Annotated in this window: 23 protein-coding genes; 9 read left to right on the top strand and 14 right to left on the bottom strand. The window is 64.7% G+C overall.

Annotation, left to right across the window (positions count from 1 at the left end; translation table 11 throughout):
* Position 1: 1 nt before the first annotated feature.
* The 5 genes from Q0030_RS08760 to Q0030_RS08740 all read right to left on the bottom strand — a co-directional run bounded on the left by Q0030_RS08760 (position 2) and on the right by Q0030_RS08740 (position 6,393).
* Positions 2 to 2,251: a TonB-dependent siderophore receptor gene (locus Q0030_RS08760; protein ID WP_298365755.1), complete on the bottom strand. Its 2,250-nt coding sequence runs from the start codon at positions 2,249 to 2,251 to the stop codon at positions 2 to 4.
* A 377-nt stretch (positions 2,252 to 2,628) separates the two neighbouring features.
* Complete coding sequence (locus tag Q0030_RS08755) at positions 2,629 to 2,862, bottom strand: hypothetical protein (protein WP_298365463.1); 234 nt, start codon at positions 2,860 to 2,862, stop codon at positions 2,629 to 2,631.
* Between the two features lie 211 nt (positions 2,863 to 3,073).
* Positions 3,074 to 4,000, bottom strand: a complete 927-nt coding sequence (locus Q0030_RS08750; protein ID WP_298365461.1) for an acyl-CoA thioesterase domain-containing protein — start codon at positions 3,998 to 4,000, stop codon at positions 3,074 to 3,076.
* Complete coding sequence (locus Q0030_RS08745) at positions 4,000 to 5,115, bottom strand: hypothetical protein (protein WP_298365459.1); 1,116 nt, start codon at positions 5,113 to 5,115, stop codon at positions 4,000 to 4,002. Before Q0030_RS08745 ends, Q0030_RS08750 begins: the two co-directional genes overlap by 1 nt.
* A gap of 54 nt (positions 5,116 to 5,169) precedes the next feature.
* On the bottom strand, positions 5,170 to 6,393 hold the full coding sequence (locus tag Q0030_RS08740; protein ID WP_298365458.1) for an ABC transporter substrate-binding protein: 1,224 nt from the start codon (positions 6,391 to 6,393) through the stop codon (positions 5,170 to 5,172).
* Between the two features lie 202 nt (positions 6,394 to 6,595).
* Here Q0030_RS08740 and Q0030_RS08735 point away from each other — a divergent pair, with 202 nt between their 5' ends.
* From Q0030_RS08735 to Q0030_RS08695, 9 genes are all read left to right on the top strand, one after another.
* On the top strand, positions 6,596 to 8,149 hold the full coding sequence (locus Q0030_RS08735; protein ID WP_298365456.1) for a long-chain fatty acid--CoA ligase: 1,554 nt from the start codon (positions 6,596 to 6,598) through the stop codon (positions 8,147 to 8,149).
* A complete protein-coding gene (locus Q0030_RS08730) occupies positions 8,149 to 9,219 on the top strand; it encodes a phosphotransferase family protein (RefSeq protein WP_298365453.1) in 1,071 nt (356 codons plus the stop codon). Before Q0030_RS08735 ends, Q0030_RS08730 begins: the two co-directional genes overlap by 1 nt.
* On the top strand, positions 9,216 to 9,719 hold the full coding sequence (locus tag Q0030_RS08725) for a hypothetical protein (protein WP_298365451.1): 504 nt from the start codon (positions 9,216 to 9,218) through the stop codon (positions 9,717 to 9,719). Before Q0030_RS08730 ends, Q0030_RS08725 begins: the two co-directional genes overlap by 4 nt.
* 185 nt (positions 9,720 to 9,904) lie before the next feature.
* Positions 9,905 to 11,164, top strand: a complete 1,260-nt coding sequence (locus Q0030_RS08720) for an aromatic ring-hydroxylating dioxygenase subunit alpha (RefSeq protein ID WP_298365450.1) — start codon at positions 9,905 to 9,907, stop codon at positions 11,162 to 11,164.
* Positions 11,164 to 11,661, top strand: coding sequence for an aromatic-ring-hydroxylating dioxygenase subunit beta (locus Q0030_RS08715; RefSeq protein WP_298365448.1), 498 nt, complete (start codon positions 11,164 to 11,166; stop codon positions 11,659 to 11,661). The genes Q0030_RS08720 and Q0030_RS08715 overlap by 1 nt, the downstream gene beginning before the upstream one ends.
* Before the next feature lie 13 nt (positions 11,662 to 11,674).
* The gene (locus Q0030_RS08710; protein WP_298365447.1) at positions 11,675 to 12,469 is read left to right on the top strand and encodes an enoyl-CoA hydratase-related protein; all 795 of its coding nucleotides are present in this window, start codon (positions 11,675 to 11,677) and stop codon (positions 12,467 to 12,469) included.
* A gap of 1 nt (position 12,470) precedes the next feature.
* Complete coding sequence (locus Q0030_RS08705; protein ID WP_298365445.1) at positions 12,471 to 13,220, top strand: SDR family oxidoreductase; 750 nt, start codon at positions 12,471 to 12,473, stop codon at positions 13,218 to 13,220.
* 1 nt (position 13,221) lies between these two features.
* Positions 13,222 to 14,157: an alpha/beta hydrolase gene (locus Q0030_RS08700; RefSeq protein ID WP_298365443.1), complete on the top strand. Its 936-nt coding sequence runs from the start codon at positions 13,222 to 13,224 to the stop codon at positions 14,155 to 14,157.
* Positions 14,154 to 15,347 carry an acyl-CoA dehydrogenase family protein gene (locus Q0030_RS08695; RefSeq protein ID WP_298365441.1) on the top strand — a complete coding sequence of 398 codons (1,194 nt, stop codon included), beginning with the start codon at positions 14,154 to 14,156 and terminating at the stop codon, positions 15,345 to 15,347. The genes Q0030_RS08700 and Q0030_RS08695 overlap by 4 nt, the downstream gene beginning before the upstream one ends.
* A gap of 45 nt (positions 15,348 to 15,392) precedes the next feature.
* Here Q0030_RS08695 and mctP read toward each other — a convergent pair whose 3' ends face one another.
* The 9 genes from mctP to Q0030_RS08650 form a co-directional block, all read right to left on the bottom strand.
* Complete coding sequence (gene mctP, locus Q0030_RS08690) at positions 15,393 to 16,946, bottom strand: monocarboxylate uptake permease MctP (protein ID WP_298365439.1); 1,554 nt, start codon at positions 16,944 to 16,946, stop codon at positions 15,393 to 15,395.
* A 64-nt stretch (positions 16,947 to 17,010) separates the two neighbouring features.
* Positions 17,011 to 17,217, bottom strand: coding sequence for a DUF3311 domain-containing protein (locus Q0030_RS08685; protein WP_298365437.1), 207 nt, complete (start codon positions 17,215 to 17,217; stop codon positions 17,011 to 17,013).
* Positions 17,218 to 17,537: 320 nt separating this feature from the next.
* On the bottom strand, positions 17,538 to 18,281 hold the full coding sequence (locus Q0030_RS08680; protein ID WP_298365434.1) for an NAD(P)H-dependent oxidoreductase: 744 nt from the start codon (positions 18,279 to 18,281) through the stop codon (positions 17,538 to 17,540).
* Positions 18,282 to 18,285: 4 nt separating this feature from the next.
* On the bottom strand, positions 18,286 to 19,446 hold the full coding sequence (locus tag Q0030_RS08675) for an ABC transporter substrate-binding protein (RefSeq protein ID WP_298365432.1): 1,161 nt from the start codon (positions 19,444 to 19,446) through the stop codon (positions 18,286 to 18,288).
* A 29-nt stretch (positions 19,447 to 19,475) separates the two neighbouring features.
* Positions 19,476 to 20,522 carry a branched-chain amino acid ABC transporter permease gene (locus Q0030_RS08670; RefSeq protein ID WP_298365430.1) on the bottom strand — a complete coding sequence of 349 codons (1,047 nt, stop codon included), beginning with the start codon at positions 20,520 to 20,522 and terminating at the stop codon, positions 19,476 to 19,478.
* A complete protein-coding gene (locus tag Q0030_RS08665) occupies positions 20,522 to 21,394 on the bottom strand; it encodes a branched-chain amino acid ABC transporter permease (protein WP_298365428.1) in 873 nt (290 codons plus the stop codon). Before Q0030_RS08665 ends, Q0030_RS08670 begins: the two co-directional genes overlap by 1 nt.
* Positions 21,395 to 23,329 (bottom strand): AMP-binding protein, encoded by a 1,935-nt coding sequence (locus Q0030_RS08660; RefSeq protein ID WP_298365427.1) that lies wholly within the window; start codon positions 23,327 to 23,329, stop codon positions 21,395 to 21,397. It abuts the gene before it with no gap.
* Positions 23,329 to 24,120, bottom strand: a complete 792-nt coding sequence (locus tag Q0030_RS08655) for an ABC transporter ATP-binding protein (RefSeq protein WP_298365425.1) — start codon at positions 24,118 to 24,120, stop codon at positions 23,329 to 23,331. Before Q0030_RS08655 ends, Q0030_RS08660 begins: the two co-directional genes overlap by 1 nt.
* Positions 24,117 to 24,971: an ABC transporter ATP-binding protein gene (locus Q0030_RS08650; RefSeq protein ID WP_298365423.1), complete on the bottom strand. Its 855-nt coding sequence runs from the start codon at positions 24,969 to 24,971 to the stop codon at positions 24,117 to 24,119. Before Q0030_RS08650 ends, Q0030_RS08655 begins: the two co-directional genes overlap by 4 nt.
* Between the last annotated feature and the right edge of the window lie 4 nt (positions 24,972 to 24,975).

Below are 24,975 nucleotides of genomic sequence, written 5' to 3'. Positions count from 1 at the left end.
GCTAGAATTTCACCGTCGCCGACAGCGAGAAGCGTCGCGCGTCGCCCATCGCCACGGCCAGATTGCTGACGGCCGAGGGATAGTAGACGGTGTCGAACAGGTTCTTGACGTTGAACTGATAGACCACCGGGAACGTCTGGACCTTGGTCTCATAGGTCGCGAAGACATCCGCGACGGTGTAGGCCGGCAGCACGAAGCTGTTCGCGGCATCGCCGGGCCGGTCGCCGACATAGCGCGCGCCGCCACCGAGACGCAGCCGGCCGGGCAGGGCGGTGCCGAAATCGTAGACCAGATAGAGCGAGGCGGTGTTGAGCGCGACGTTCTGCAGGGCGTTGCCGGCGAGCGTCGGATCCTCGGTGACGCGAGCATCGGTATAGCCGTAGCTGCCGATCATGCTCCAATTGTCGGTCAGCCTGCCGGTGACGTCGAGTTCGACACCGCGCGAGCGAACCTTGCCTGCGGTGCGGTACTCGACGATGCCGGTCGTGGCGTTGAGCTGCGAAACCAGCACGTTCTTCTTGTCGATATCGTAAAGCGCAAGCGTGCCGGAAATGCGCTTGTTGAAGTCGAACTTGACGCCGGTCTCCCACTGGGTGCCCTCTTCCGGGGCGATGTTGGAGCCGATCACGACGCCGCCGGTGAGCGGCGCGATGGTCGAGGTCGGCTTCAGCGACTGGGTGTAGCTCGCATACAGCGAGACCTCGTCGGTAAGCTTGAGGATCGCGCCGCCGAGCGGCAGTGCCTTGTCCCCCGAGACGTTGGTGTTGATGATGAAGGGCCGTCCCCTGCCCGCGATCTGGTCGTAGTCCATGTAGCGCACGCCGCCGACCAGCGCGAAGCGCTCGGTCAGGTGCAGCGTGTCCTGGAAGAACAGCGACCACTGGCCGAGCTTGTCGGTCTGGGCACTGTCGGTGGCGGACACCGTGGTGCCCGGCGTGATCAACCCATAGACCGGATTATAGAAGTTGAAGCTCGGCGTCGCCTGCCGGATCAGATTGTCGCGGTAGATCGTGCGATACTGGCCGTCGCCGCCGAACAGCACCTCGTTGCGGAAACCGCCGAGCCAGATATTGCCCTGCAGATAGGACGTGCCGTAGCTCGCATTGCTGAGCGAGCCCTGCGTGCCGTCATTGCTGCGGGTCTCGGCGCCGGTCTTGGTGTTGATGCCGGTGATGCGGAGCTGGTTGGCACTGAACGTCTCGGTGTTGTAGCTGTACGCCGCGAACAGCTTCCAGTCCTGGTTCAGCCGGTGCTCGACCGAGGCCTGCATCAGGTCCGAGGTGCCCCACACGTTGTTGAACGGCTCGTCGAGCCGGCGCGTCGCCGGGATCGCCAGCGGCGCCTTGGTCACGGGATCGAATGCGGTGCCGCGGTCGAACGGCGTGATGAACTCGCGGTGCTCGTAGTTGAGCTGGACCGTGGTGTTGTCGCCGTACCAGGCCAGCGACGGCGCCACCAGCATTTCGCGATGACGCCCGAAATTGCGCCAATAATCCTCGCTCACGCCATAGCCGATGAAGCGATAGGCGAGGCCGCCATTGCCGATCGGACCGGTGATGTCGATGGTGCCGTCGGCGCCGCTCTTGTTGTTGGCGTAGGTCGAGCCGAGCAGGGTCACCGATCCGTGCTGGTAGAGCTCGGGGCGCTTGCTGATCGTGTTGACGATGCCGCCGGGATCCATGATGCCGTAGAGCAGCGAAGCCGGGCCTTTCAGCACCTCGACACTTTCGACCGCAGCGTTGAGGCTGCGCCCTTGCACCAGCGGCATGCCGTTGCGCATGATCGAGCCGTCGCGGTTGTCGCCGAAGCCGCGGCGCATCACCGCGTCCTGGGTGCCGGCCAGCGTGTTGCCCTGTGTGACGCCGCTGACATTGGCAAGCGCGTCATCGAGGTTGCGCGGCAGCTGATCCTTCAGCACCTGCTCCGGCACGACGTTGACCGTCTGCGCGGTGTCGAGCGGTGAGGCGCCGCTGCGCAAGGTGGTCGAGCTCGGCATCGCGCGATAGTGCAGCTTGGCCTCGTTCAGCACCGCGGCGGTGGCGGCAGCGCGCTCGGAAGGTGCCGGTGGCGTCGGCTGCGCATTCCGGCTGCGCTGCCGTGCCGCGGCGGCCGCCTGCGTTCGCTGTGCCGACCGCGCCGAATTGGCTGCGGGCTTGCGCTTCTGCGTCGGCTGGTCGACCGTGACCGGCGGCAACGGGACGCTCGATTGGGCGCTTGCCGGCGTGACCGCCGAGGAGATGTCGGCGAGCAGGAATGCTGCGCCGATCAGCAGGTGGGTGCGGCCCTTGTCGGCGGCATTTCGACGGTCGCCGACAACCCGGCGATCAGTATTCACAGGCACTCTTGTATTTCCGATTCACGCAAACCTATTCACGCCGCGCCTCTAGCAGTCGGCGCGCGCGAAAAGAACCGGAGCAGACTTGAATCCCTCTAACCGGATTGGATTTGAATCGTTCTAAGACACAGCGGAGCTTGCGCGTGTGCGCGAGCCCCGCATCTCATGACTTGGATGTCATGACTTGGTTTCACGTTAGCGCGTCAAATGGTCGCGCGATCCTGGCCTGAGTCAGCGGTCGTTGTCCTGTCACGCGTCAAGCGTAGGGTAGCTCGTGTAGGGCGCGATGCGCCTCACGACATCGCCAGGCTGACGGGCGCTGAGCCGACCATTCCCGTGCTGACGCCGTCGCGTGCCATGGATTCGATTGCGGTCCAGTTCTCGCGGAAGATTCGCGCCGCCTCGTTGGCACTTTCCGCCTGGATCGTCAGACTGCAGGCGCGTCTCGCGCCATTGCTGGCCAGCTGGAAGTAGAGAACATATCCAGACGATTCCGCGCTCCGTGCGCCCGACGCTGCCTGCTGCATGTAGGTTTTCCCCAATCGTGTTTTTGTTGCGCCATCCGCTGGCAGGATTGGACCGAGATGCGGCACAGTCGTGGTTCAAAACGTGCAATCTGCGCAATTGCGCATTTTGTCGGGCGGTGTTGCCGGGATTCAACAGGCGATGGAACCGATAGCTGGCAACGGCTGCAGCTCAGCCGCGATCACGACGCGCCTTCAACTGTCGCGGCGTGGCTTACGCATCGCCATCCGGATGCACCATCAGGGTTTCCTGGATCGCGGTCGCGAGCATCGACCCATCGCGGTCGTGGACGCGGGCGATCGACAGCCCGCGGCCGCCATCGGCGCAGGGGCTCTCGGTTTCGACATGCATCCAGGCGTCGGGCGAGAATGCGCGATGAAACCAGATGCAATGGTTGAGGCTCGACAGATAGAGCGGCGCGCGCGACTGCAGGTCGCGGAGATGGCCGCCGACGCTGGAGAAGTTGAGCCACCAATCCGAGAGATAGGCGAACACCGCGGCCTGGGCGCGGGAACCTGTTGCGAGCGGTTGCCTGCATCTGATCCAGAAGCGCAGGCGCGGCTCTGCGGTCGCGGCCGAGAGCTGACGTTCGATCTCGGGGATGCGGAAATCCATGCTGGGCTTGATGTGCGGCGAATAAGGACCGAGCGGCCGCAACTGCGCCATCAGCCCGTCGGGGATTCTGGTCAGATCGGGCAGGGTTTCCGGATCCTCCGATGGTGCGAACGGCGCTGCGTGGCGCGGGCCCGGCTGGGCCGCGCAGAACGTGGCCTGTGCGCTCAGCACGGTGCGTCCGTCACCCTGGCTGCCGACGACGTGGCGCGAGGAGAACCGCTTGCCGTCCTGCAGGACCTGCGCGTCAAACGTGATGCGCCGGGTGGGGTCGGCGCCGCGCAGGAACAAGAGCTGCAGCATCGCCGCCGAGCGATCCTCGGGCGCGCTGAGCGTTGCCGCCATCATCGCCTGGCCGAGGATCTGGCCGCCATAGGAACGGCCGTTGAGATTGCCGTCGCCGAAGCGGCTGCGATAGCGCAGCGGCGCGATGGTCTCGAGCGAGACCAGTGCCTCAGCCGCCTTGTCATCCCACGGATCGCACGCGGATTCATTACCCTCCGCGGCGTGGATGTCTTGCCCGTCCATCACATCGCCGGGAATTTCTGCGGTCCCGGGTAGCGCGGATAACCAGCGGCGACGCCATATTCGCTGATGCCGAATCCCGTCTCGTTGCCGCTCTCAAGCCGGACGACGTGGTCCGACAGCGTGCGCGCGACGGCGCGCGTCGCCGCGTCATCGAGGTTCCAGATGTCGTGGGCTGCATGGTTCTCGCCGCGGTCGTCGCCATGGGTCCAGCCTTGCAAGCCGCCATACATGCCGGCCTTGAGATAAAATCGCGCCGGCAGCCCGTGCATCCTGACGCGGCGCGGCTCGCCGCGATCGAAGCTGAAAGTGAAGTCGGCCGCCGCGATGGTCTGGCCGAGCGGATCGTCGGCCCATTCGATCGCGTGCTCGACCGAGGTCACCTCGCGATGCGAAACCGATCCATCGGCCTCGCGGCGGAACTCGCTGCCCGAGAGGTAATGCGGCTTGCCGGGTGTGCGCTCCTTGATGAAGATCGACAACGCCGACTGCGGAAACTGGAACATCGACCAGGTCCAGAAGAAATTGCGATGGATCGCGACCGGCGGCCTGGTTTCGTCGGTGCGCATCTCGGAGCGCAGGCCCCAGGAGCGGTCGCGCTGTCCCCACCATCGTTCCGGTTCGATGTCGTAGCGCTTGCCGTCGGCGACGATCCAGCCGCGCCAACGGCCAAATTGCGAGACGCGCGCGAGGTCCTCCTCGACGACGCCGTTGCGCTCGCGAAAATTCTGCTTCTCCTGCGCCGCCGGAAAGCTCGCCTTGAACTCGAGCGCGAAGCTGATGCCGGACGGATTGTCGGCGAGCGAGACCCGGTGCAGGCTGTTGCCCTCGACAATCTCGATCCTGAGCCCGCCGACTTCCGTTTCCAGCGGGCGCGTCCCGAGCCGGCGCGAGGCGCGGAAATTGTGCTGGCGGCGGCCGATCGTGATGCCGGCGAATCCGTCCATCACGTTGCGGTTCGGGTAATAGCCGAGCCCGATGTCGATCAGCAGCTCGCTGCCATCGATGGGATGCGCGGTGTACCAGTAGCGCTCGGTAAACCTGATATCGCCGCCGCCTGCCTTGGCAAACGGCTGCGGCGTCTGGTGGCCGATGAGATCGTCCTGGGCTGTCAGCATTGTTCTTGTCCTTAGGTTTGAGCCGGTTCGGTCAATCGGATGGGTGGCGCGGGATCAGTCCTTGGCCGGGCCCGCGCCCACGATGTCGCCGAACAGCACCCAGGTCTTGCCGTCGAAGCGGGCGAAGCGGCGCTCGGTGATCGCCGCATAGTCCTGCGGCGTGGTCTGGATCGTGATGCCCGGGAGCAGCATCGGCAGCTCGATGCCGCTGAGGTTGGTGGCCTGCTTCAGCACGTTCTCCCGCGTGAGATTGTCGCCGCAGCGCTGCAGGATGATCGCGCCGAGCTGGGCCGTGGTGTAGCCGGTCACCGCGATCACGTCGTTCGGGTCCATCCCCGGCATGTGTTTGGCGGCGAAGGCGAGATAATCGGTCATGCCCTTGTCATTGGCCCAGGCCGGATCATTCGGCGTCTTGTAGGAGGTCGTGGTCAGGATGCCGGTCGAGGCCTCGATCCCCGCCGGCACCAGCACGCCGGCAATCGAATTCGCGGTCGAGCCGAGGAAGATCAACGGCTTCCAGCCGAGCTCGTGGATCTTGCGGATCGCCATCGAGGCGAATTTGTTCTGCGCGGCGATCAGGATGGTATCGGCGCCGGATGCCTTCAGATTCACGATCTGCGAGTCGATCGTGGGCTCGGTCGACTGATACATCGCCTCCTTGACGATCATCGTGTCGGCTTTCGCGCCCAACCCTTCCTTCAGACCAAGGACAAAATCCTTGCCGATGTCGTCGGCCTGCAAGAGCACGCCGATCCTGGCATCCGGCTTCTCGCGCAGCACGTAGCGTGCGATGATCCGGGACTCGTTGACGTAGGTCGGCGAGTAGGGCGTCGTCCAGGGAAACTGCTTGGGATCGTTCCAGCGGGTGCCGCCGCTCTGCACGAGCAGTTGCGGGACGCCGTTGCTGTTGAGGTATTTCTGGATCGCGGCGTTGGTCGGCGTGCCGAACGGCGCCATGATCGCGAGCACCTTGTCGTTCTCGACCAGCGCGCGCGTCACCTCGACGGTCTTTGGCGGGCTATAGGCGTCGTCGCGGGTTACGAAGTTGATGTGGCGGCCGTTGATGCCGCCTTTCTCGTTCAGCATCGTGAAATAGGCGAGCATGGTCTTCGGGAAGCTCGCATAGATCGACGCCGGTCCGCTGTAGGGCGCATTGGCGCCGACCAGGATCTCGGTGTCGCTGACCCCTGGACCGTAGGCCTTCTGGGCGTTCGCTGATCCGAGCGCGCCGGTGAGCGCGCACGCCCACACTGCAAGCGTGACGATTGGCTTCCGCATCTTCCCCTCCCATGACGCCCTCTTTTGCGGGGCTCGTTGATCGCTGCGGCGGTGCCTTCAAGGGCTTTACCCGTCGCACTGGCTGTGTAATAATAGACCGTCTGTCCGGATTATCAACTTAAATCTCCGGGCGGGGTATCGGCTTCACGCATGACGGAAACATCCGCAGGCGTACGCGGCCGCATGGCGGTGAGGAGGAAACATGAAGCTGACGCAGGCGCTCATCTCGGCAGTGCAGTTGCGCAAGGATGCCCCCGGCACCATCCATGCGGGACGGTCGCGAAGCTGGAAGGAGATCGGCCATCGCGTCGCCTGTGCCGCGGGCGGGCTGCGGCGGCTCGGCGTCGAGGCCGGCGATCGCGTTGCGATCCTCGCGCACAACAGCGACCTCTACATCGAGGCGCTCTATGCCATCGCGTGGGCCGGTGCGGTCGCTGTGCCGCTCAATACCCGCTGGGCGGTCGCCGAGAACGCCTATGCGATCGACGATTCCACGCCGAAGTTGCTGCTGGTCGACAAGGCCTTTGCCGAGACCGCATCGGGACTGCGCGGCGCGAAATCGCTCACCGCGATGGTCTATCTGGACGAGGGACGGGTCCCAGACGGCATGCAGGGCTATGACGAACTCGTCGCGCATGCGCCGATCGAGGACGCATCCGGCGCCTACAACGATCTCGCGGGCATCTTCTACACCGGCGGCACCACCGGCTTCCCCAAGGGCGTGATGCTGTCGCACGCCAACATCATCTATGAATCGCTGGTCTGGATCTATGCGCTCCGTTTCCGCGAGGACACGCGGTACCTGCACTCGGCCGGCATGTTTCATCTGGCCGGTACCTCGCCGATGATCGCGCTGACGCTGGTCGGCGGCACCCACGTCACGATCCCGAAATTCGAGCCCGAGCTCGCGATGCGGACCATCGCCGAGCACAAAGTGGATTACTGCCTGTTCGTGCCGACCATGCTCAACATGATGCTCAATCATCCGTCCTTCGGCACGTATGATCTGAGCAGCGTCAGGGATTGCGAGTATGGCGCGTCTCCGATGCCGGATGCGCTGCTGGTCAAGCTGATGCGCGTGCTGCCGAGCTGGCGCTTTCACCAGGGCTACGGCATGACCGAGAGCGCGGCGCTGGCGACCATCCTGCCCTGGGAATACCACGCGCTGGAAGGTCCGTTGGCGGGCAAGCGCAAATCGGCGGGGCGGGCGGCGCCGGGCGTCGAAATCCGCATCATCGATCCCGCGGGCAACGAGGTGCCGCGCGGGACGGTCGGCGAGATCGCGATCCGCGGCGCCGGCGTGATGCTCGGATACTGGCGCAAGCCCGAGGAGAGCGCGCGCGTGCTGCGCAATGGCTGGCTGCACACCGGTGACGGCGCCTGGATGGACGAGGACGGCTTTGTCTATATCGTCGATCGCCTCAAGGACATGATCGTCTCCGGCGGCGAGAACGTCTATTCCGGCGAGGTGGAGAACGCCATCTTCCAGCACGAGCACGTCAGGGAATGCGCCGTCATCGCGGTGCCCGATCCGCAATGGGGCGAGGCGGTGCACGCGATCGTGGTGCCGAAGGACGGCGCGCGGCTCGATTCCGATATGGTGATCGCGCACTGCCGCACCCTGATCGCCGGCTACAAATGCCCGCGCTCGGTCGACATCCGCCTCGAGCCGTTGCCGCTGACCGGCTCCGGCAAGATCATGAAATCGGCGCTGCGCGAGGAGAAGTGGCAGGGCTATACGAGGTCGGTCAATTGATGCAGGAGGTTGCCAAACGATCGGACGATGTGTCGGACGCCGCGCCGGAGCCTGTTCGTCCGGTCGCGGTCAATGACGACGCGGTACGAACGGCACTCGCGCAGCATCTGTCGCGGATATCCGGGAGCCGGACGGAGATCACGAGCTTTGGCCGCAAATCGTCAGGCTTCTCCTGGATCACCTATGCCTTCGTGGCGCGCTCCGCTGTTGAAGGCGATCGCAAGCTGATCCTGCGCGTCGGTCCGCCGAACGGGCTGTTTGCGCCTTACTCGGTGCTGCCGCAGGTTTATGCATTGCAGTCGCTGGCCGGCAGCGGCGTGCCGGTTCCGGCGCTGGTGTCATCAGAACAGGATGGCGCCGAGATCGGCTTTCCTTTCTTCATCTGCGCGCATGTCGAGGGCGACGTTCCCGCGCCATGGGCCGCGAGCGAGCTCGATCCGGCCCACAAACGCGCGATCGCCCGGCAGTTCGTCGAGATCCTGGCGTCGCTGCACCGGATCGACCCGGTCGGAACGCCATTCGCATCGCTGCAGCAGGGCGGAGAACGCGCCGAAGTCCGCGCGATCGCCGGCTGGCGCGCGTCGCTGGCGCGTCCGACCGCGCGCTATTATCCGCTGCTTGATTGGGGCGGACGCTGGCTCGAAGATAACTGCCCGCAGCCGCCATGCCGCACGATCGTGCATGGCGACTACCGGATCGGGAATTTCATCGAGCACAGCGGGCGGATCGCCGCCATCCTTGATTGGGAGCTCACTCATCTGGGCGATCCTCATGAGGATCTGGCCTGGGCGATGATGCCGACCTTCAACGCCAGGAGCCGCAAGCTCTATGGTGTGCTCGAACGGGCGGAGGTGATCGACCTCTATCAGCGCGCCTCCGGCATTGCGGTCTCGGACAAGAGCCTCGCCTTCTACGAGGCCTACGCGTTGTATCAGGCCGCCGCGATCCAGATGTGCGCGGTGCGCGCCTTCGAGGTCGATCGCTTCAACGACATGCGGCTTGCGGTGATGGCAAGCCAGATGCCCTCGATCGTCCGGGCTTTCGAGCGCGCATTGGAGGCCGCGGCATGAGTGCATCCTTCGAGCGGCTGATCGACGGCATCATCGATGCCCTGCAAAGCCATGTCGTGCCGAACAGCAACGACGATTTCGTCCGCGGGCAGGTGTTCTCCGCGATCTACGCATTGAACGGGTTGAAGCTTGCGGCCGACTGGAAGGCCGGGCCGCTGCTGGAGCAGGTGCGCCTGCAGGACGATACTTTTGCCACGGTCAAGCGATTGGCTCGCGGCATGGCACATCCGGAGATTCCAGCAACGCCGCGCCTCCCAAGCGACATGTCCGATGCTGGCGCGATCGAGGCCTTGCGCGACGATGGCGACCGGCGGCTGGGGCAGCTCCTGCTCTGGGCGAGCGGCGCCGACGCGCGCGCAGCCAATCGCGATCTCGCGACCGAGATCGAGCGCCTGCTGCGGCGGACGATCTGCGACCAGCTCAAGATCGAGCTTGCGACGACGCCGAAGTCGATGTTGCAGCAGATTGCAGGCGGCGATGGCAGCGCGGCGCAGGGCTGAGGCAGTCACGCAGCGGTCCACCGGATTGCATCGTTGCGCGCTGCTCCGGAACTCAGCCGCGGTGTTTGCAAAGAAGCTTGCCGGCCGGCGGCGCACGTGCTATTCATTAATCGAACGGTCGTTCGGATTATTATTGACAGCCGGTGAAGGCATCCGCACAAGCGGCCGGCGAGGGAGACGGAGCGATGAACTTGATGACCGGCGTCTCGCCATGGGAGCGGCTGATCCGGCCCGACCGGGTGCACGGATCGCTGTACACCGACCCCGAGATCTTCGAGGCCGAACTCAAGAACATCTGGTACCGGACCTGGGTCTACGTCGGGCACGAGAGCGAGGTGCCCAACGCCAACGACTACGTCGTCAAGTCGATCGGCCCGCAATCCGTGATCATGACGCGCGACGAGCAGGGCAAGGTCAATCTGCTGCTCAACCGCTGCTCGCATCGCGGCAACCAGGTCTGTTCGTTCGAGCGCGGCAATGCGCGCTCGTTCACCTGCCCGTTCCACTCCTGGACCTTCGCCAACGACGGCCGGCTGGTCGGCTACGCCTTCCCTGACGGCTACGAGGGGCAGGACAAGGCGCAGCTCGCGCTCGGGCGGGTGACCCGCGTCGAGTCCTACCGCGGCTTCGTGTTTGGCTCGTTCGCTGCCGATGGCCCGACCTTGAAGGAACATCTCGGCGGCGCCGCCGAGACCATCGACCGCCTGGTGCGCACGTCGCCGGAGGGCGAGGTCGAGATCACCGCGGGCTTCCTTAAGCACCGCGTCAAGGCGAACTGGAAGTTTATCCTGGAGAACGAGTGCGACGGCTATCACCCGGCCTTCGTGCACACCTCGATCTTCGGCGTTGCCGACAGCATGATCGGCAAGCTCTATGGCGGTGCCTCGACCGCGCTGACACGTGACTACGGCAACGGCCATACCGAGATCGACCTGCGGCCCGAGTTTCGCAAGCGCGATGCGCCGATGAGCTGGTTCGGTACCAGCGAGGAGCGGCTGCCGGACTACACCGCGCGGATGAAGGCCGCCTATGGCGACACCGCGGCGCGCGAGATCATGATCGACGGCACGCCGCATGTGATGATCTTCCCGAATCTGTTCATCGCCGAGATCCAGATGTTCGTGATCCAGCCGCTCGGCGTCGACGACAGCGTGCAGCACGTCACCGCGCTGCAATTCAAGGGCGCGCCGGACCTGAACCGGAGGCTGCGCCAGCAGACCATGGGCTCGGTCGGCCCGGCCGGCTTCCTGCTCGCGGATGATTCCGAAATGTATGAGCGCTGCCACCGCGGGGTGCTGGCGCGCAATCCCGAGTGGATCTTCCTCGGCCGCGGCGAGAAGCGCCAGCGGCAGGATGAGCTTGGCTTCACGGTCGGCCACGTCACCGACGAGGTGCCGTCGCGCGGCATCTGGACCCACTATCGCAAGCTGATGGAGCCGGCCTGATGCTGTCGCGCGAGAGCAGCGCCACGTTGATGAGCGCCATCACCGCCTTCCTCTATCGCGAGGCGCGGCTGCAGGACGAGCATCAATACGAGGCCTGGGAAAAGCTCTGGACCGACGACGGCGTCTATTGGGTGCCGGCCAACGGCGCCGACATCGATCCGGAGCGGCAGATGTCGATCATCTACGACAACCGCTCGCGGATCGCGCTGCGCGTCCGGCAGCTGATGACCGGCAAGCACTTCACCCAGACGCCGCAGTCGAACCTGCGCCGGTTGATCTCCAACACCGAATTGATGGACGAGCAGCCGGACAATGGCGACATCGCGGTCGCCAGCAACAGCCTGATCTTCGAGTCGAGTCTGCGCGACGACACGCTGTGGGCGGCGCGCAACGAATACCGGCTGCGCCATGTCGATGGTGAATTGCGGATGGCGAGCAAGAAGGTCATCCTCGTCAACAACGACAAGGCGATCTACACGCTCTCGTTCCTGGTTTAGGGAAGGTCTCGACATGATCGACAAGGGTCCCGTCCTGCTCGACATCACCGACGGCATCGCGCGGCTGCGGCTCAACCGTCCCGACGCGGCCAACGGGATGAGCGCTGAGCTCTTGAGTGCGCTGTGCGACGCCATCATGGTCTGCCACGGCCATCCGGATTTGCGCGTCGTGCTGCTGAGCGGCGAGGGCACCAATTTTTGCGCGGGCGGCGATGTCCGCGCCTTTGCCTCCAAGGGCGAGATGCTGCCCGATTATATCCGCCAGGCCACCGCGTATCTGCAGAATGCGGTGACCGGATTGCTGCGGCTGGAGGCGCCTGTGATCGCCTCGGTGCAGGGCTTTGCGGCGGGCGGCGGCGGCTTCGGCCTGGTCTGCGCTTCCGACATCGTGATCGCGGCGGAATCGGCAAAGTTTCTGGCTGGCGCGACGCGGGTGGCGATGGCGCCGGATGCCGGCGTCTCCGTGACGCTGTCGCGGCTGGTCGGCTTGCGGCGGGCGATGTCGATCCTGCTGACCAATCCGGTGATCCCGGCGGCGGAAGCGTTGCAGATGGGCATCGTCACCAAGGTCGTGCCCGATGCGGAGCTGGCCGATGCATCGCTTGCGCTGGCGCACGAGCTCGCGGCCGGCGCGCCGAAGGCGCTGGCGGCGACCAAGCGGCTGGTCTGGGCCGGCACCGGCACCAGCATCGAGCAGTGCCTGTCGGAAGAGGCGCGCACGGTCGCCGAACTCTCGGGAATGGCGGATGCGCGCGAAGGGCTCGCTGCCGTGATCGAGCGGCGCAAGCCTGTATTCACGGGGCGCTGACGTGGCGACCTTGCCATTCGGACGTCTCGATGGCCGCCGCGCCTTCGTCTCCGGCGGCGCGCGCGGCATTGGGGCTGCGATCGTGCGCAGTTTTGCCGGCGCGGGCGCCAGGGTCGTGATCGCCGATCTCGATGTCGCCGGAGCCTCGGATCTTGCACGGGAGACCGGCGCCGACGTCGCCGGGCTCGATGTCAGCGATGCAACGGCCGTGCAGGCGGTGATGGCGCAGGACGGCCCGTTCGACATCGTCGTCAACAATGCCGGCGTCGATCAGCACGCCTTCTTCACCGACACCACGGCGGAGGATTGGGCCCGCCTGATCGCGGTCAATCTCACCTCGGTGCTGGCCTGCACGCACGCCGCGCTGCCGGCGATGCAGGCGGCGCGGTTCGGCCGCATCATCAATGTCACCTCGGAGGCGGCGCGGCTCGGCTCGAAGGGCGGCGCAGTCTATTCCGCGGCCAAGGGGGGCGTAATCTCGTTCACCAGGAGCATCGCGCGCGAGAATGCACGCTTTCGCATCACCGCCAACGCGATCGCGCCGGGGCCGATCCGCACGCCGATGCTGGAACAGGCTGTCGCGAAAGGCGGGGACAAGATCCTGCAGGCGATGACGGGCGCGACGCTGCTCGGCCGCCTCGGCGAGCCGGAGGAGGTTGCGGCCGCCGCGCTGTTCCTGGCCTCGGACCAGGCCGCCTATATCACCGGCGAGACGCTCGGCGTGTCCGGCGGCATGGGTATCGGCGGCTGAGATGGCCAACACAGGCGACGATATCGCCATCACGCCGGTCGATCGCGCAATCGAGCGCCTGCGTGCGATCTATCGCGGCTGGAGCCGCGACACATCGGTGGCGCAGATGCGCAGCGACTGGGATGCGGCCTTTGCCGGCTGCGCGGCGACGGTGACGTGCGAGCCGGTTTCCGCCGGCGGGGTCGACGGCGAATGGCTCGTGCCGCCAGGCGCACCGCGCGACAAGGCGATCCTCTATTTTCATGGCGGCGGTTTCCGCATCGGCTCGGTCGCCTCGCATCGCGACTTGGCCGCGCGGATCGCGGATGCGTCGGGCTGCCGCGTGCTTTCGATCAATTACCGGCTCGCGCCAGAGAATCGGTTTCCCGCCGCGCTCGATGATGCGCTGACGGCCTATCGGTATCTGCGCGATCTGGGACTGCGTCCGGCCGATATTACCTTCGCCGGGGACTCCGCTGGCGGCAATCTCGTACTCGCTGCGATGCTGGCGGCGAGGGAACGCGGCTTGCCTCTTCCGGCGGCCGGCGCGCTGATGTCGCCCTGGACCGATCTCACCGCGAGCGGCGCGAGCTATCAGAGCCGGGCCGAGGCCGATCCGATCCACCAGCGCGCGATGATCCTGGCGCTGGCCAAGAACTATCTCGGCAAGGACGGCGATGTCAGCGATCCGCTGGCCTCGCCGCTCTATGCCGATCTCAGTCGGCTGCCGCCGCTCCTGGTGCAGGTCGGCGACCGCGAAACCGTGCGCGACGATTCGGTCGACCTCGCTGCGCGCGCCAAGGCGGCCGGCGGCGAGGTCGAACTGCAGGTCTGGGACGGCATGATCCACGTCTTCCAGATGTTCCCCGAGATTCCGCAGGCGCGAGAGGCGATCGCATCCCTCGCAGTTTTTCTGCGCAACCATCTTCACATCGGCCATGAGAGGGCGCCACAATGAACGTCATGACCTCGGATCCGCGCCAGCTCTCTGAGACCGCATTCCATTTCCCGGAGCAGCCCAATCTGCCCGAGGAGCTGCGCATGCTGCGCGAGCAGGTCCGTCGCTTCGTCGAGAAGGAAGTGGTGCCGCATGCCGAGGCGTGGGAGCGCGACGGCAAGATCCCGCGCGAGATCTATTGCCGCATGGGCGCGCTCGGCTTCCTCGGCATGCGCCATGCGCCCGAATATGGCGGCACCGACATGGGCCCGCTGGCCTCGATGGTGTTCGCCGAGGAACTCGGGCGCTCGAGCTTTGGCGGCTTCACCTCGTCGATCCTGGTTCATACCGACATGTCGGCGGTGCACATCAGCCTGCGCGGCACGCCGGAGCAGAAGCAGAAATATCTGCCTGCAATCATCCGCGGCGAGACGGTCTGTTCGATCGCGGTGACCGAGCCGGACGCGGGCTCCGACGTCGCAGGTCTGAAGACCCGAGCGCGGCGCGACGGCGATCATTGGGTGATCAACGGCGCAAAGATGTTCATCACCAACGCGGTCTATGGCGACATCCTGATCGTTGCCGCGCGTACCGATCCGCACGCCAAGGGCAGCCGTGGCATCTCGCTGTTCATCGTCGAGCGCAACACGCCGGGCATCACGGCAACCAAGCTCGACAAGCACGGCTGGCTCTGCTCGGATACCGCCGAGATCGCCTTCGACGACGTGCGAGTACCGGCGGAAAATTTGCTCGGCGAGGAGAACAAGGGTTTCTATGGCATCATGGAGACCTTCCAAAACGAGCGCATTTGCATCGGCGGCATCTGCGCCGGCGAATCCGCCAAGGCGATCGAGCTGACGACGAACTACGTGAAGACGCGGCAGGCGTTCGGCGGCCCGCTCTGGAACCAGCAGGGCGTACGGCTGAAGCTCGCCCAACTCGCGGCGAAGGCTGCGGCGGCACGGGCGCTGGCCTATCAGGCCGCTGAACTCGCCGCGGCCGGGCAGGAGTGTTTACGCGAAGTGTCGATGGTGAAGGCGCTGTCGCCGGAGGTGCTGCACGAGGTCGTACATGGCTGCCTGCAACTGCATGGCGGCTCAGGTTTCATGCGCGGCACCCCGATCGAACGCATGGTGCGCGACGCGCGCGTGCTGACGATCGGCGGCGGCGCCACCGAGGTGATGCTGGAAGAAGTCGCGAAGCGGATGTGAGGGGATCAGTGGCGACCCACCCACGTCACGAAGCCGGGCTGCACGTCACGTCGGCTGCGGTGCTCGATATTCGGCTGCGATGGTTTCGTCGCGATGACGTCCGCTTGCAAGGTCAAAAAGCGGCGTAAGAGCGACTGTCAGGACGAGGTTGACGACCACCGCGTACAACGCGGAATAGCCGGGGAAAGTGAAGCTGCCCACCGCAAGAGTATAGGTCGGCGTGAGATTTGCGGCGACGAACATTGCGGTCCCGGCGACGATCCCTACGGCCCAGCCGAAGAGCAGCGCCCAATCGTTAAACCAGCGTGTATAGACGCCGAGCATGACCGAAGGCAGGGTCTGGATGATCCAGATGCCGCCGAGGAGCTGCAGGTAGATAGCATATTTCGAGGGGATGAAGACGATAAAGACCAACGCGCCGAACTTTACGATCAGGGATACCCATTTCGCCATCTGGGCTTCCTGTCGGTCTGTCGGTTCGCTGTTGATGAACTCGCGGTGAATGTTGCGGGTGTAAAGGTTCGCTGCGGCGATTGACATGATCGCGGCGGGTACAAGCGCTCCGATCCCGATGGCCGCAAAGGCGATCCCCACGAACCATGACGGGAAGCTTTGGAGGAACAGCGCCGGCACAGCGAAGTTGTTGCCGAATTGCTTGAAGCCGTCAGCGTACTCGGGACGTCCGCTGACGCCCGCGGCGATGGCGAAGAAGCCGACCAGGGCAAGCAAACCGAGCATGAACGAATAGCTCGGCAACAGCGCTGCGTTCCGACGAACGGCGCCCCCGCTGCTGGCGGCGAGGATGCCGGTGATGCAATGTGGATAGAGGAAGAGCGCAAGCGCCGATCCCAGCGCCAGCGTGGCATAGGCGCCATACGCACCGGTCGTGTTGTCGCCGGGAACAGCCAGCAGCAATTTCGAAGCGGGTACCGCCGCGAAGATCTTTTCAAATCCACCGAGCTGTATCGGAACGACGACAACCACGGCAAATGCTGTCAGATAGATAAGGATGTCTTTGACGATCGCGATCGAGGCCGGTGCCCGGAGCCCGCTCGAATAGGTGAAGGCTGCGAGAATGATGAATGCGATGACAAGGGGAAGGTCTCCGGCATAGCCCTCACCCGAAATGCCCAGGCCTCCGATCACGACCTGCAGCCCGACGAGTTGCAGCGCGATATACGGCAATGTCGCGATGATGCCGGTGATCGCCACCGCCAAGGCGAGCCAGCGGTTACCGAAACGGCCACGGACGAAGTCGGCGGCCGTGATGTAATTGTGCCTGTGGCAAACGTACCAAAGGCGCGGAAAAGCCAGGAACAGAATGGGATAGACAACAATCGTGTAGGGGACCGCGAAGAACGCAACCGCCCCGGCCCCAAAAGCCAGCGCCGGAACGGCAATGAACGTGTAAGCCGTATAGAGGTCGCCACCCACCAGGAACCAGGTGACGACGGTGCCGAAGCGACGTCCGCCAAGCCCCCATTCGTGCAGCAGATCGAGGTCGCCCCTGCGCCACCGCGCGGCTGCAAAGCCTAGCCAGGTTACGAAGGCAAACAGCATCAGGAAAATGATGAAGGCAGTCCAGTCGACGTTCTGCACGACATTCCTCCCGAATAGCCCTCCTTGGTTATCTTCTCCTTTTGCGCGGTGGTGCCTGCAGCACCTAGTCGTCGGTCGCAAAATAGACGATTGCGGTCAGGATGGCCCCCAGGATGATCCAGAGAAGCTGGTACCAATAGAAGAAGGGCATGCCAATCCACGAAGGTTCAACCTTGTTGAAGAATGGCGGCCAGAGAACGGCGACAAATTGAACAAGAAAGAGCAGGTACCACGAGCTCCAGCCTGCGTGTGTGCGGTCTTGTGGGGTCATGTGCTCACCCAACAGGGTTGCCTATTGCCAACTTCCGCAAGCCTGCGGAAGATCGATCCTCGCCCCCGAAGCGCGATGGCGGCTGACGCTGGATGATCGGTCGCTGCTTCATTTGGGCAGTCGCGTTAGGCCGGCGCCGTTCTCCTCAACGTCCCCGCCATCGCTCGTTGGAGCGACGGAGACGATCCCTCGGCGCGGCCGCCATCGCGAGATGATAAACCCTCGTTCAGCGTCCACAAAGCCAACGCTATTCTACAACAACCCGCCCGGGAAGCACTTGCGCTTAAAGTCGTAGATCCTTCCAATCTATCTATACAGGCTTAGCCGGAAGGCTTGCCCTGGCCGACGGTTCTCGCAGTCACGCCGGGCTTGAGGCGCCAGTCCGGGCCGAAGTCCCGCAGCGGATGGAAGAACAGCGGTTCGGTCGTCTCGATCTGCCGGAGCCGGTCGGCATAGTCGTCGAGATAGTGGAGGCGGGTGGCTTCATCGACGAAGTTGACCGACCATGAGACGAACGGCGGCAACACCTTGCAGCCCGCATAGGCCAGCGCGCCGTTCTGCAGCGGCCAGAGGATGACATCGAGCGCTCCGACCAGTCCGTCGGAAGCGCACATGTCGGGATACGCCGCCGTCGAGGTCACGACCATGGCGCGGCGGCCGGCAAGGCCGCCGGTGTCGTAGCGACGGCCGCTGCCATAGACGGCACCATTGACAAACACGCGGTCGATCCAGCCCTTCATGATGGCAGGAACGGAGAACCACCACAGCGGAAACTGCAGGATCAAGAGGTCGCACCACAGCAGCTTCTCGATCTCGGCGACGATGTCGCCGCTGAGCGACTCCTGGTGCAAATTGTATTTCTGCTCGCGGTCATATTGCAGCCGGTCGGGAAACCGCCGCTCGCCAAAGTCCTCGGCGGTCGCGACCGGGTTGAAGCGCATGGCGTAGAGATCGGAGATCCTGACTGTGTGCCCGAGCGCGGTCAGTTCCGCGACCGACCGTGCCAGCAGCGCTGCGTTGAACGACTGCGCCTCCTGATGGGCAAAGACGATCAGGACCTTCATCGTTCTAGTTCACCGGCTTGAAGCTGAGCGTCGCCGTATCGGCCTGCATGATCTGCAGCTTCTGGTTGGAGAAGCGGACGCCGGGGCCGAAGCTGATCGGCGCCATCACGCCGGTCTCGACATCCTTGGTCTTCTCCAGCTCGGAGATGGTGCAAGCCCAGGTCGGCTGCTTGCCGCAGCGCTCGATCGCTGCGATCAGGACCTTCGCGGCAGCATAGCCGGTCATGGTGTAGCGGTTGATGCCCTTGAACTCGGCCTCTGACACCAGCGGCTTTGCCTTCTCGAGGAACGCCTTGCCGGCGGCGCCCGCGAACGGCTCGACATAGTCGACCGCGTAGATGCCGTCGCCCGCCGGACCCATCAGCTTCAGCACCGGTTCGATGCGGCCGGGCCAAAAGATGCCGGTCACCGGCTTGATGCTGAGCTTCTCGAGCTCCTTCATCATCGCGATGTTCTCGCCGATGATGCCGCCGGCCAGGAACACCTCGGCGCCGGAATCCTTCAGCTGCAGCATGTCGGACGAGAAGTCCTGCTGGCCTTTCTTGTAGTTGCCGCTGTAGACCACGTTCAGCTTCTTGGCCTTGACCACCGAGTCGAAGCCGTCGCGCACAGTGATGCCGTAATCGTCGTCCTGGGTGATCAGGCCCCATTTCTTGCCGGGGTTCTTGTCGGCCAGGAAGTTGACGAGGTGGATGATGCCTTCCTCGTAGGATTGCCCGACCACGAACACGTTCTTGCGCGGCGGCTCCCAGAGGAATTTGACCGGCGCGACGTCGATCACGGTCGGGATGCCGGATTTCTCCAGCACCGGCATGATAGCGATCGACTGGCCCGAGCCGGAGATGCCGATCATCGCGAACACCTTGTCGACGTCGATCACCTTCTTGACGCCCTGGATGGTCCGCGCGGTGACGTAGCCGTCGTCCTCCAGCACATACTTGATCTTGCGGCCGTTGACGCCGCCGGCGGCGTTGGCTTCCGCGATCGCGATCTTGTGGCCGATCGAGGCCGCGACGCCGAGCAGTGCTGGCGGCCCGGTCAGGGGCTCGACGTCGCCGATCAGGATCTCGGTGTCGGTGATACCAGGGTCGGCGGCGGCAGCGGGGCCGATGGCAAGGCAGGCCGTGGTGAGCAGCAGCGAGGCTGCCGCCAGATGTCTGATCATTGTCTCCTCCTCATGGTGTTGTTTTCTTGTTAGTAGCGCAGCGGCCAGTGCACCCAGGTCCGCTTGATGTCGTGCCACGCGCCGACCAGCCCGCGCGGCTGGAAGCGCAGGAACAGGATGATGACAAGGCCGTAGAGCATGCTCTTCAGCTCCTGCGCGCCGGTCGTGAACGTTGCGTCCATCTGCGCGCTGAACAGGCTGAAGACAAGCCTGGTCGCTTCCGGCAGCAGCACGATCAGGACGGTGCCGAGCACGGCGCCGAGCGCCGAACCGAGCCCGCCGACGATCAGGATCGCCAGCGCCTCGATCGAGAGCAGGAACGGAAAGCCCTCGACGCTGACGAAGGAGAGATAGATGCCGTAGAGCGCGCCGGCGATGCCGGTGATGAAGGCCGAGGTGACGAAGGCGAACAGCTTGTAGGCATGCAGGTTGATGCCCATGACGCGCGCTGCGGTGTCGTTGTCCCTGATCGCGACGAAGGCACGGCCGACCCGGCTGCGGCGGATGTTGAGGGTGGCGAACAGCGTCAAGGCTGCGAAGGCGAGGCAGAGATAGGTGAAGGCGGCGTCGCTGTCGAAGCTGATGCCGAGGATCTCCGGCCGCTGCACCTGGATGCCGCGGGCGCCGTTGGTCAGCCAGCGCATCTCCAGGATCACGGTGTTGATGATGAAGGAGAAGGCGAGCGTGGTGATCGCGAGATAGAGGCCCTTGAGCCGCAGCGACGGCGCGCCGACGATCAGGCTGGCGAGTGCCGGCACCACGCCGGCGCCGAGGAAGCCGACCAGCGGCGGCATGTGATATTTCGAGACCAGCACCGCGTAGGCATAGGCGCCGGTGACGAGGAAGCCGACATGGCCGAGCGAGATCAGGCCGGTGTAGCCGGTCAGGATATTGAGTCCGAGCGCGCCGGTCACCGTGATCAGGATGATCATCAGGAACGACAACGCGTAGGAGTTCAGAAGCCAGGGTGCAGCGATCAGCGCCAGCAGCAGCACCGCCGACCACAGCCACACCGGCGGGGAATCGATCAGCGCAACCAGCTCGCCATAGCTCTGCTTGTAATCGCCCGTGCGCATCACACCCTCTCGATGTCGCGTTCGCCGAAAATGCCGAACGGGCGGACCATCAGCACCACGATGATCATGGCAAAGCCCGCGACCTCCTTCATTCCGGAGCCGAGATAGCCGCCGGCCAGGTTCTCGGTCATGCCGATCAGGAGGCCGCCGAGACCGGAGCCGAGCACGGCGTCGAGCCCGCCCAGGATCGTGGCCGGAAACGCCTTCAGTCCGAGCTGGAACATCGCCGGCGACAGGTCGTAGGACAGCGCAAAGAACACGCCGCCGATGCCGGCGATCACCGACGACGCAGCCCAGGCCAGTGCATGGACCTTCGTGGCGCTGATGCCCATCAACAGCGCGGTGCGATCGTCGGCCGCGACCGCGCGCATCGCGACGCCGACCTTGCTGTAGCGAAAGAACGCCCAGATCGCGGCGAGCAGCAAAAGCAGCGTCGCGATCACGGCAAGCTGCCCGGTACGCACGCCGATGCCGCCGAGATGCACGATGCCGCGGCCCATGCCGATATCGAGGCCGTGCGGATAGGCGTCCCAGATGAAGTTGATGGCCGAGCGCAGAATCACCGCGAGCCCGATCGTGACCATCACGGTCGCGAACACCGGCTCGCCCAGCATCGGCCGCATCACGAAGCGCTCGATGATGAGGCCGAGCAGGATCGCGGCGAGGATCGCGCCCAGCGTGACGACGAACACATTGCCGCTGACCGTGATCGAGATCGTCCAGGCGATATAGGCCGTGATCATGGTCATTTCGCCCTGTGCGAAATTGACCAGCCCGGTGGACTTGTAGATCACCGCAAAGCCCATCGCGATCAGGCCGTAGATCGCGCCGATCGCTAGCCCAGAGATCAGGAGTTGCAGGAGATACTGCATTCAGCCCTCCGCCTGGTAGATGATGGCGAGCTCGCGCGCGAACTTCTTCTCGATCATGGCGCGGCGCACCTTCTGCGTGGCGGTGAGCTCGCCGTCGTCGTGGTCGAGCTCCTTCTCGAGGATCGCGAAACGCCTGATGTTCTCGACCCGGGCGAAGCGCTTGTTGGTCTCGCCCACGATGCGTTCGACCAGCTCGTGCACTTCCGGCAGCTGCGACAGCGACTTGTAATTGGTGTATGCAAGGGCCCGGTCGCGCGCCCAACGGCCGACATTGTCGTAATCGACCTGGACGATGGCGCCGAGGTACTTCTTGGCTTCGCCGACCACGATCGCTTCCTTGATGAATTCGGAATCCTTCAGCGCGTTCTCGATCTCCGACGGGGCGATGTTCTTGCCGCCGGCGGTGATGATGATCGCCTTCTTGCGGTCGACCACAGCGATCTCGCCATTGTCGAGGACATCGATGATGTCGCCGGTGCGCAGCCAGCCGCCTTGTTCCAGCGAAGCGGTGGAGGCCTTCTCGTCGAGGAAGTAGCCCTTGAAGACGCCGGGGTTGCGCAGCAGGATCTCGCCATCGCTATCGCACTTCCATTCGGTCTGCGGCAGCGGCACGCCGCAGCCGCCGATCCGGTGGTGGCTCTCGGTCTGGATGAAGGCGACGCCGCCGCTTTCGGTGAGGCCGTAGCCCTGCGACACCGGGCGGCCGATGATGTCGAAAAAGCGCAGCGTCTCTGGCGAGATCGAGGCGCCGGCGCACAGCCGATGCCGGCTATAGGCGAAGCCGAGATGACGCTGCAAATTGCGGAACATCAGGAGATAGAGCAGCCCGTAGGCGGCGCGATCGAGCCAACCTTCCTTGCCGGCCTGTCGGCGGTCGGACAGCGTGCGGCCCCAGGCGAGGCAGGCCTTGGTAAGGGTCTGCCGCAGCCGGCCGCTCTCGCCGAGCCTGAATAGAAAGCCCTGCTGCAGTTTCTCGTAGATGCGCGGCACGCCGACAAAGAACGTCGGGGCGATCTCGCGGATGTTGATCGCGACCGTGTCGATCGATTCGGCAAAGGAGACGGTGCCGCCGAGCACGAGATGCGTCACCGTGCCATAGCAGCGCTCGGCGACGTGGCAGAGTGGCAAATAGCTCACCGCTTCGAACGGCTTGTCCGCAATCCCGACGGTTTTGGCGTAGGCATAGGCGGCGTAGACGAGATTGCGATGGGTCAGCATCGCGCCTTTGGGCGGGCCGGTCGTGCCCGAGGTGTAGACGAGGATGCAGATGTCGTCGGGCGCGCCCTGGCCGATCAGGCGATCGAGGGTGACGTTGGCCTCCGGGTTCGCCTCGGCGTAGGCCTTGCCGCGTTCGCACAGTGCCGCGAACGACATCAACTCCGATTGCCGGTAATGCCGCAGGCCCTTCATGTCGATACAGACGATAGCTTCCAGATCCGGCAGGCCGCCATTGTTGGCCATCGCGTCGAGCACCTTGTCGGTCTGCTCCTGATCGCCGGTGACGACGATGCGCGCGCCGGAATGCTTGACGATATATTGCAGCTCGACCCAGGGATTGGTCGGATAGATGCCGACCGCGACCGCGCCTATCATCTGGGCGCCAAGATCGGCGTAAAACCATTCCGGCGTGTTCTCGCCGGCGATGGCGATACGGTCGCCCGGCTTGATGCCGAGCGATAGCAGGCCGAGCGCGACCGCACGCGCGGTCTCGTAATAGTGCCGCCAGGAATAGGGATTCCAGATGCCGTAGTCCTTCTCGCGCAGCGCCAGCGCCTCGCCGTGCATGGCGGTGCGTTGCCGCAGCAATTGCGGGATGGTGATGGCGGCATCCGCAAGCGCGGCCTGCAGTGCGTCGGCTCCTGCCGCAGGTGCGCTGCGCGTTGCATTGGCCTGGAGCGGCGGATGAGCGGTGCGCAGGCTGTCCATCGTCGACATCACGCGCCCGCCTTCATTGCTTCGGCGCGCTGGCCGCCGAGATAGGCCTCCGCGACGGCCGGATCGCGCCTGACCTCGTCCGGCGTGCCCTCGGCGATCTTGCGGCCGAAATTCAGCACATGGATGCGGTCGGAAATGTCCATCACGATGCGCATCTCGTGCTCGATCATCACGACGGTGATGCCGAGCTCGTCGCGGATGTCGAGCACGAAGCGCGCGATGTCCTCGGTCTCCTCCTGGTTCATGCCGGAGACCATCTCGTCGAGCAGCAGCAGTTTTGGCTCGCAAGCGAGCGCGCGGGCGAGCTCGACACGCTTTTGCTGGCCGTAGGAGAGCGTGCCGACCACGGCGTCCCGGATATGCTCGATCTCGAGGAATTCGATGATGTGCTCGACCTGTTGCCGGGCCTCGATCTCCTCCTTGCGGGTGCGGCCGAAGAACACCACGGCGTCAAGCACGGTCGAGCGCAGATGGGTGTGGCGGCCGGTCAGGATGTTCTCGACCACGGTGCCGTGCTTGAACAGCGCCAGATTCTGAAACGTGCGGCCGATCCCGACGGCGGCGAACTTCCACGGCGAGATGGTCGAAAGGTCGATCCCGTCGAAGATGATCCGACCGCTGCTCGGCCGCAGCACGCCCGAGATCATGTTGAACAGCGTGGTTTTGCCGGCGCCGTTCGGGCCGATCACACTGCAGATATCGCCCGCCGCGACTTCAAGGCTGACATCGGCGACCGCTTGCAGGCCGCCGAAGCGCTTGGACAAGTTCTCGATCGCAAGCAGCGCGGTCACGATAGCCACCGCTTGCGGCGTTTGTAATGCTTGACGTCGCGCAGGCTCTTGCGGCCAGAGGAGGAGACGCCGAGATAGAACTCCTGGACGTCCTCATTGGCGGTGAGCTTCTTGGTCGTTCCGTCGAGCACGACGCGGCCGGTCTCCAGGATGTAGCCGTAGTCGGCGATGTCGAGCGCGCGCTGCGCGTTCTGTTCGACCAGCAGCACGGTCATTTTCAGTTCGTCGCGCAGGCGGACGATCACCTCATAGATGCGGTCGATGATCAGCGGTGCGAGGCCGAGCGACGGCTCGTCGAGCGCGAGCAGAACCGGATCGGTCATTAGCGCGCGGCCGATCGCAAGCATCTGCTGCTCGCCGCCGGACATGTAGCCGGCGATCTGGTCGCGCCGCTCGTAGAGCCGCGGAAACAGCGCAAACACCTTGTCGCGGCGCTCGCGCGCCTCGGCGCCGGTCCTGGTGTAACCGCCCATCTGCAAGTTTTCGTCGATGGTCAGCGCCGCGAACACGCGGCGGCCCTCCGGCACCTGCACGATGCCGCGGCGCACCAGCTCATCCGGCGCAAGACGATGCACCTCGTCGTTGCGGAAGCGGATGTTGCCGTTCTCGATCACGCCTTCTTCGGTGTAGAGGATGCCGGACATCGCCTTCAGCAGCGTCGACTTGCCGGCGCCGTTGGAGCCGAGCAGGGCGACGATGCTGCCCTCGGGCACCGCGATCGAGACGTCGCGGATCGCCTCGATCGCATTGTCATAGACGATCCGGATGTTGCGGAATTCGAGCAGGCACTCCCGCGCCGGCGCGGCCTGGGGCGCTGCCTGCGGCGTCTGATGCGGGATCGTCGTCGGCATCGCG

This window comes from uncultured Bradyrhizobium sp. (assembly GCF_947648125.1).
Classification (GTDB): Bacteria; Pseudomonadota; Alphaproteobacteria; order Rhizobiales; family Xanthobacteraceae; genus Bradyrhizobium.
This window is presented reverse-complemented; position numbering and strand designations above follow the sequence as displayed.

Excerpts from the sequence above, each read along its gene's own strand:
- Q0030_RS08740 (WP_298365458.1), bottom strand. The coding sequence starts at position 6,393 with ATGCGGAAGCCAATCGTCACGCTTGCAGTGTGGGCGTGCGCGCTCACC.
- Q0030_RS08670 (WP_298365430.1), bottom strand. The coding sequence starts at position 20,522 with ATGCGCACGGGCGATTACAAGCAGAGCTATGGCGAGCTGGTTGCGCTG.
- Q0030_RS08685 (WP_298365437.1), bottom strand. The coding sequence starts at position 17,217 with ATGACCCCACAAGACCGCACACACGCAGGCTGGAGCTCGTGGTACCTG.
- Q0030_RS08715 (WP_298365448.1), top strand. The coding sequence starts at position 11,164 with ATGCTGTCGCGCGAGAGCAGCGCCACGTTGATGAGCGCCATCACCGCC.
- Q0030_RS08695 (WP_298365441.1), top strand. The coding sequence starts at position 14,154 with ATGAACGTCATGACCTCGGATCCGCGCCAGCTCTCTGAGACCGCATTC.
- Q0030_RS08735 (WP_298365456.1), top strand. The coding sequence starts at position 6,596 with ATGAAGCTGACGCAGGCGCTCATCTCGGCAGTGCAGTTGCGCAAGGAT.
- Q0030_RS08675 (WP_298365432.1), bottom strand. The coding sequence starts at position 19,446 with ATGATCAGACATCTGGCGGCAGCCTCGCTGCTGCTCACCACGGCCTGC.
- Q0030_RS08755 (WP_298365463.1), bottom strand. The coding sequence starts at position 2,862 with ATGCAGCAGGCAGCGTCGGGCGCACGGAGCGCGGAATCGTCTGGATAT.
- Q0030_RS08665 (WP_298365428.1), bottom strand. The coding sequence starts at position 21,394 with ATGCAGTATCTCCTGCAACTCCTGATCTCTGGGCTAGCGATCGGCGCG.
- Q0030_RS08700 (WP_298365443.1), top strand. The coding sequence starts at position 13,222 with ATGGCCAACACAGGCGACGATATCGCCATCACGCCGGTCGATCGCGCA.
- Q0030_RS08730 (WP_298365453.1), top strand. The coding sequence starts at position 8,149 with ATGCAGGAGGTTGCCAAACGATCGGACGATGTGTCGGACGCCGCGCCG.
- Q0030_RS08725 (WP_298365451.1), top strand. The coding sequence starts at position 9,216 with ATGAGTGCATCCTTCGAGCGGCTGATCGACGGCATCATCGATGCCCTG.
- Q0030_RS08650 (WP_298365423.1), bottom strand. The coding sequence starts at position 24,971 with ATGCCGACGACGATCCCGCATCAGACGCCGCAGGCAGCGCCCCAGGCC.
- Q0030_RS08660 (WP_298365427.1), bottom strand. The coding sequence starts at position 23,329 with ATGTCGACGATGGACAGCCTGCGCACCGCTCATCCGCCGCTCCAGGCC.
- Q0030_RS08745 (WP_298365459.1), bottom strand. The coding sequence starts at position 5,115 with ATGCTGACAGCCCAGGACGATCTCATCGGCCACCAGACGCCGCAGCCG.
- Q0030_RS08720 (WP_298365450.1), top strand. The coding sequence starts at position 9,905 with ATGAACTTGATGACCGGCGTCTCGCCATGGGAGCGGCTGATCCGGCCC.
- Q0030_RS08710 (WP_298365447.1), top strand. The coding sequence starts at position 11,675 with ATGATCGACAAGGGTCCCGTCCTGCTCGACATCACCGACGGCATCGCG.
- Q0030_RS08680 (WP_298365434.1), bottom strand. The coding sequence starts at position 18,281 with ATGAAGGTCCTGATCGTCTTTGCCCATCAGGAGGCGCAGTCGTTCAAC.
- Q0030_RS08750 (WP_298365461.1), bottom strand. The coding sequence starts at position 4,000 with ATGGACGGGCAAGACATCCACGCCGCGGAGGGTAATGAATCCGCGTGC.